Origin of the sequence: Stenoxybacter acetivorans DSM 19021, from assembly GCF_000745895.1 — a bacterium.
Lineage (GTDB): Bacteria > Pseudomonadota > Gammaproteobacteria > Burkholderiales > Neisseriaceae > Stenoxybacter > Stenoxybacter acetivorans.
In genome coordinates, this window is the sequence record NZ_KN050771.1 from 74,088 (window position 1) to 80,896 (window position 6,809).

Genomic DNA, 6,809 nt, shown 5'->3' on the forward strand with positions numbered 1-6,809 from the left:
TTTCAGGCAGCCTGTTTATTTACCGTGCCAAAAAAATACTTTCTCACAAATAAAATTAGACGATTTGTATAAAAACCAGAACCGATAGTCTTAACTTATCAAACACCTCTTGTATTTTAGACAAATTATCTCTAATATCCGATCATTGCCTGTGCTGAAAGCTGGCTGAACGATTCTATTTTGGACAAAGGGTTTGCTATGGAACTGGACATCAAACGTTTAATCGCCTATTTCGACGGCGTGAATGCCTTGGCTGAAGCCTTGAAACAACATTTTCCTGACAATGCAGCAAGTACAGCAGCCATTTACAAATGGCGCGTCCGTTCGTCTTTGCCCTTAAATCAATTGGAAAAATTAGTGAGTTTGGCTGAAATTCAAGGAAAACCGCTGGATTTAAATGCTTTTATGAAATATCACCCCCTTTTCGGAGAAAAACCAATGAGCGGCAATAAACGCGTTATCATTTTTGATACCACCCTGCGCGACGGTGAACAATCGCCCGGAGCAGCGATGACCAAAGAAGAAAAAATTCGCATTGCCCGCCAATTGGAAAAATTGGGCGTTGATGTGATTGAAGCGGGTTTTGCCGCCGCCAGCCCCGGCGACTTCGATGCGATTCACCACATTGCACAAGTCATCAAAACCGCCACCGTGTGTTCATTGGCACGCGCCAACGAGCGTGATGTTCGTGCCGCGGGTGAAGCGGTTTCACCCGCACCGTACAAACGTATCCACACCTTTATTGCCACCAGCCCTTTGCACATGGAACATAAACTCAAAATGAAGCCGCAGCAGGTGAAAGAAGCCGCGGTAAAAGCGGTGCGCATTGCCAAAGAATACACCGATGACATTGAATTTTCCTGCGAAGACGCATTGCGCAGCGACATTGATTTTCTGGCGGATATTTGCGGCGAAGTGATTGCGGCGGGCGCAACCACCATTAATATTCCCGATACTGTCGGCTACACCATTCCGTTCCAAGCCGAAGTGTTTTTTCGTGAACTGATTGCCAAAACACAAAACAGCGATAAGGTGATTTGGTCTGCCCATTGCCACAATGATTTGGGTTTGGCTGTCGGCAATTCGCTGGCGGCGGTGATGGGCGGTGCGCGTCAAGTGGAATGCACAATCAACGGTTTGGGTGAACGTGCGGGCAACGCCAGTTTGGAAGAAATTGTTATGGCACTCAAAACCCGCCACGATGTATTCGGCTTGGAAACCGGCATTGACACCACCCAAATTGTGCCGACTTCAAAATTGGTGTCCACCATCACAGGCTATCCGGTGCAACCCAACAAAGCCATTGTCGGCGCAAATGCGTTTGCACACGAATCGGGCATCCATCAAGACGGGGTGCTGAAATGCCGTGAAACCTATGAAATCATGTCGGCGCAATCGGTCGGCTGGAGCAGCAACCGTTTGAGTTTAGGCAAATTGTCCGGCCGCAGCGCATTTAGAGCCAAATTGACGGAATTGGGCATTGAATTGGACAGTGAAGAGGCTTTAAACGCCGCTTTTGCCCGTTTTAAAGAACTTGCCGATAAAAAACGTGAAATTTTCGATGAAGATTTACACGCCTTGGTATCCGATGAAATGATTCACCTCGCACCGGAACGCTATAAATACCTCTCTTTACGTGTGCGCTCCGAAACCGGCGAAGCACCGCAAGCAGAAATTGTATTCAGCATCAACGGTGATGAAAAACGCGCAATCAGCAATGGTTCAGGACCGGTTGACGCTGTGTTTAAAGCGATTGAACACGAAGCCAAAAGCAAGGCGGATTTGCAATTGTATTCGGTGAACGCGATTACGGCAGGAACGGAAAGCCAAGGCGAAGTAACCGTGCGCTTGGCACGGCAAGGCTTATTGGTGAGCGGGCAAGGTGCGGACACCGATATTTTGGTTGCCAGTGCCAAAGCGTATTTGTCGGCATTAAATAAATTATCAGAAGGACCGCGCATGAAAGCGCAGGGAACAATTTAAGCCCAGTTCAAAAACCGTTTGCTTATCCATTTCAGGCTGCCTGAAAAAGCCATTTATTTTATTTATCCGTTTCAGGCAGCCCATACCTTTTATAATGTGCTTCACTTAATCATCAAAAACAGAACGCAAAAGCATGGCATCTTCTTCAGGCAGCCGTATCGGCAAAGCCATTAAAACCTATTTAATCACCGGTGTATTGGTGTGGCTGCCGATTATGGTTACTTTATGGGTAATCGGTTACATCGTCAGTGCCGCCGACCAATTGGTTACTTTTTTACCGCAGCATTGGCAGCCGCAAAGCTGGCTTGGCGTGAAAATTCCCGGGTTGGGCGTATTTGCCGCTGTTATCGTGTTGCTTGTTACCGGCGTACTGGCAGCGAATGTATTGGGGCGAAAATTTATTTCCGCGTGGGACGCGCTGTGGGGGCGCATTCCCGTGGTAAAAAGCATTTATTCCGGCGTGAAAAAAGTGTCGGAATCGCTGCTGTCGGATTCACGCCAATCATTTAAAACACCGGTGTTGGTGCCGTTTCCGCAGCCGAATATTTGGACGGTTGCTTTTGTTTCCGGAAAAACACCCGCCGTGATTCAGCAAAGCCTGCACCCGAGTAACACCGCTGAAAACGACGGTGAATACATTGCCGTGTATGTGCCGACCACACCCAACCCAACCGGCGGCTACTATATTATGGTACATAAAAACGATATTCGCCCGCTCAATATGAGCGTGGACGAGGCATTGAAATACGTCATTTCCTTGGGCATGGTACAGCCTGAATCCACACCGATTAAATTGGCTAAACCTGAATAAATGGTTGTCGCTGAACGATTATTTTCTGCACATGAATACCGCTTTTCATGTCAATTTCTGCCGCACAAAGCGTGATTGTTTCGGATTGCCACACGATGAAAAAGAAAATAGTTTGGCTGTATTCAGGCAGCCTGTTACTTTCAGCAATCAACAGCATCATGCGTGAACACAATTGGCAAACACAGGAAACCCAAACAACATGCGCAACTACATCAAAATCGGCGTAGCCGGACCGGTGGGTTCGGGCAAAACCGCGCTCATTGAAAAACTCACCCGCAAAATGGCGCAAGACTACAGCATCGCGGTGATTACCAACGACATCTACACCCAAGAAGACGCTGAATTTCTCACCCGCAACAGCCTATTGCCGCCCGAGCGCATCATGGGCGTAGAAACCGGCGGCTGCCCGCACACCGCCATTCGGGAAGATGCCAGCATGAATCTGGAAGCAGTGGACGAAATGGCGGCACGTTTTCCCGATGTACAAATCATCTTTATCGAAAGCGGCGGCGACAATTTATCGGCAACTTTCAGCCCTGATTTAGCCGATATTACCCTGTTTGTCATTGACGTGGCACAAGGTGAAAAAATTCCGCGCAAAGGCGGCCCCGGCATCACCCGTTCAGATTTATTGGTGATCAACAAAATTGATTTAGCACCGCACGTAGGCGCAAGTTTAGCGGTCATGGCACACGACGCACAGCACATGCGTCAAGGTCAGCCATTTGTGTTTACCAATTTAATGACCATGCACAACGTAGATACCGTTATCGGCTGGATAAAAAAATACGCACTGATGGAAGATATTGCCGAACCGGCAGATTTGGTGCGCTGATGCACAGCCGCTTAACACTGGCAACACGCCGCAATGCCGCGGGTCAAACCGTTTTGGGTAGCTGCTTTTACACCCCGCCAATCAAAATACTCACCCTGCCCAATACCCACATCAACGGCGAACGGGATACACTGGCTGCCATACAAATGAGTTCATCGCCCGGACTGCTGGCGGGCGACACCATCAATATTGATATTCACTTGACAGCAGACACACGGCTCAAGCTGTTTACACAAGCATTCACACGCATACAAGCCATGCCAAACGGCGGCGAAGCGCAGCAGCATATCCACATTCAACTGGATTCAGGCAGCCGTTTGTACTATCTGCCGCACCCGCTGGTACTGCATACCGATGCGGCACTGACACAAAACACCGAAATAGCCTTAACCGATAACTGCATACTGATGCTGGGTGAAATCATCGCCTGCGGGCGCGTGCTTAACGGCGAATACTGGCACTTTCGCCATTTATCATCGCATGTACATATTCACCATAATCAGCGGCTGATCCTTGCCGACAACACACAATGGCAGCCACAGCAGCAGGCACTGAATGTTATCGGACAAATGGAACACTTCAGCCATCAAGCATGTTTGTATTATGTCCACACAGGTTGCAACGCCGTACACATACGCGAATTGGCAAATCGGCTGCATGAAGCATTGCTGCTGCATTGGCAAGAGCATCATCATGATTATTTATGGGGCGTCAGCCAAGCAAGCAGCCATGCCCTGTGCCTGCGCGCCTTAGCCTTGCAAGCACAAACACTACAGCAACTGCTGGAACAAGCAGCCGCTTGGCTTCGCCGTCATGATGCAGATACTGTATAGACCAACAAGAAAACCTGATAAAAGCATTCAGTGGGCAATACGGCAATGATAGGCTGCTTTCAGGCAGCCTTTTTGTTGTCTTGAGTGAGGGTAAAGGTCTGAATTGACGGTTGTGTAAAAGTCCAATTTCAGCGTTGCAAACTTAAAGTAAAGAAGCGTAATATGCCGAAAAATGTTAAGTGGCATCGTGTTATCTATCTGTATCTGCTGAGGATTGGGTAATGTATTCGGTGAACCAAAATTTATTAAACAGGCTGCCTGAAAGCACGGGACTGGGTTTCCATGCTTGCAGGCAGCCTGTTTGCGTTTAAAACACAGCCGTTTACGAAAGCATTTTTCCGAAAATATTTTCGCAAATGGCTTAATAAGCAAAAAACGGCATACTGCCTGAGTAATAAAAATCAACGTATAAAACAGCACCCAGCCAATTGGCTTACTTAATTGTTGGGTTGTTGCTGTTAAATCCTGAGAGGGAGTTGGGCAATGCTGCCGATATTATGGGTTAAATTATCAGACAAGCTGCCTGAAAGCATAAGAAAGGGCTTTCACACTTTCAGGCAACCTGTTTATGTAGATGAGATTTAAACGATGAGTGCATTTTATTTAATGGCTGTTGCTTTTATTTGGTTTAAATTAACCCAATGGACAGGGAAGCTGTGGCTGAAATGGCGTAAAAATAAACCCAATACAAGCCGACTTTTGATTGATTTGTCTTTTATGCTGATTTTTCTGGCATGGTTTACCGCTTCGTTTTGGTATGGCGGTGGAAGAGTGCATTACTACAATGCCGAAGTAAAGCGATTATGCGCCATTGACGGTGGCATTAAGGTTTATGAAAAGGTTGTTTTATCACCAGAAGATTATGATAAGTTAATGAAAATCGGTCTTGGTTCTTCACCATCAGATAAATATTTTTTAGCATATCAGCTGGGAGGTAAAAGCCTAGATACAATCATTAGAAATGGCAATCCAACCATAAAACGAGATAGAAATGTAGTAATGGAACGAGATAATAAAAAAATAATTGCTGAAATTATTCGCTATTATCGCTTTGACGGAGGGTTTCCCGGTCCATGGGAAACACATGGTTTCAGTTGCCCTAATTACATTGATTTTAGTCTTGAACGATCAATCTTTACCAAGGAGGCAGTAAAATGAGTAATTCTATTCAAACCATTTACCAACAATCTTTGTTGGCATTGGCTTCTTATTCAGAAAAAATGTATTCGATTAGCCAAATTTTATCAGACAGGCTGCCTGAAAGCATGAAAATGAGCTTTCATATTTTCAGGCAACCTGTTTATGTAAATTGGATTTAAATTATGAGCGCATTTTATTTAATGGCTGTTGCTTTTATTTGGTTTAAGCTGACCCAGTGGACAGGAAAGCTGTGGTTGAAATGGCGTAAAAATAAACCCAATACAAGCCGACTTTTGATTGATTTATTTTTTGTGCTGATTTTTCTGACTTGGCTTGCTGCTTCATTTTGGTACGGCGGTGGAAGAGTGTATTACTACGATGCCGAAGTAAAGCGATTATGTGCGATTGACGGCGGTGTTAAGGTTTACGAAAAGGTTGTGTTATCGCCTGAAGATTATGATAAGTTAATGGAAGAAGGTTTACAATCTAAAGATAGTAATAACCAAATGGCAAATTATTTTTCAGAAGATACAGGTACAGATATAACTATAAAAAAAGGTAACCCAACCATAAAAAGAAGCAGCTCAACCGTAATAGCACGTAATGACAACAGAGTAGTCGCTGAAATTATTAGCTATTACCGTATTGATGGAGAATTTCCTGTTCCGTGGCACTCACATGGTTTTAGTTGTCCTGATTATCCTAATTATGGAAATCGCCCTAATCGTAGTATTGAACGATCAATTTTTATCAAGGAGGCAGTAAAATGAATAATTCTATCCAAACCATTTATCAACAATCTTTGTTGGCATTGGCTTCTTATGCGGAAAATTTGATATCTGGTATTTCTAGAGACCCTTATATCGAAGCCCTGAAAAAGGAAAAAATGACCGAACGCCAAGCAAATTCTTTTGTGGATGCCTGGAAAGTCATCGACCAATATACCGACGTATCGGGCGTATCGGCAACCGTATTTGAATCCACCCAAGGCACACGGCATTTGGCGATTCGCGGCTCGGAAAGCCCCGGTGATTACTATGCTGATTATATTTTGGCATTGGGTTTTCCTTCTTATGTAAGTCCGCAATTTATTCAACTCCAAACACAAGTCCGCTCTTGGATTGACAGCGGTGCTTTAAACAACGGTTTTACTGTGAGCGGGCATTCACTCGGCGGTTATCTGGCGGCGGCAGTCGGTACTTGGTTT

At 45.4% G+C, this 6,809-nt stretch carries 9 protein-coding genes; all 9 read left to right on the forward strand.

What is annotated here, in order from left to right; translation table 11 throughout:
• Positions 1-198 precede the first annotated feature (198 nt).
• Positions 199-1,983, forward strand: a complete 1,785-nt coding sequence (locus tag Q384_RS11395) for a 2-isopropylmalate synthase (RefSeq protein ID WP_037588284.1) — start codon at positions 199-201, stop codon at positions 1,981-1,983.
• A 133-nt stretch (positions 1,984-2,116) separates the two neighbouring features.
• Positions 2,117-2,794: a DUF502 domain-containing protein gene (locus tag Q384_RS11400; protein ID WP_037588285.1), complete on the forward strand. Its 678-nt coding sequence runs from the start codon at positions 2,117-2,119 to the stop codon at positions 2,792-2,794.
• Between the two features lie 47 nt (positions 2,795-2,841).
• Positions 2,842-3,021, forward strand: a complete 180-nt coding sequence (locus tag Q384_RS13520) for a hypothetical protein (protein WP_156956565.1) — start codon at positions 2,842-2,844, stop codon at positions 3,019-3,021.
• On the forward strand, positions 2,994-3,629 hold the full coding sequence (gene ureG, locus Q384_RS11405; RefSeq protein WP_037588291.1) for an urease accessory protein UreG: 636 nt from the start codon (positions 2,994-2,996) through the stop codon (positions 3,627-3,629). Before Q384_RS13520 ends, ureG begins: the two co-directional genes overlap by 28 nt.
• Complete coding sequence (locus Q384_RS11410; protein ID WP_037588293.1) at positions 3,629-4,462, forward strand: urease accessory protein UreD; 834 nt, start codon at positions 3,629-3,631, stop codon at positions 4,460-4,462. Before ureG ends, Q384_RS11410 begins: the two co-directional genes overlap by 1 nt.
• 588 nt (positions 4,463-5,050) lie before the next feature.
• The gene (locus Q384_RS11415) at positions 5,051-5,620 is read left to right on the forward strand and encodes a hypothetical protein (RefSeq protein WP_037588296.1); all 570 of its coding nucleotides are present in this window, start codon (positions 5,051-5,053) and stop codon (positions 5,618-5,620) included.
• The gene (locus Q384_RS13525; RefSeq protein ID WP_156956566.1) at positions 5,617-5,781 is read left to right on the forward strand and encodes a hypothetical protein; all 165 of its coding nucleotides are present in this window, start codon (positions 5,617-5,619) and stop codon (positions 5,779-5,781) included. The genes Q384_RS11415 and Q384_RS13525 overlap by 4 nt, the downstream gene beginning before the upstream one ends.
• Before the next feature lie 3 nt (positions 5,782-5,784).
• On the forward strand, positions 5,785-6,372 hold the full coding sequence (locus tag Q384_RS11420; protein WP_037588298.1) for a hypothetical protein: 588 nt from the start codon (positions 5,785-5,787) through the stop codon (positions 6,370-6,372).
• The coding region (locus Q384_RS13700; RefSeq protein ID WP_037588301.1) for an alpha/beta hydrolase family protein at positions 6,369-6,809 on the forward strand (441 nt) is incomplete at its 3' end. The genes Q384_RS11420 and Q384_RS13700, both read left to right, overlap by 4 nt.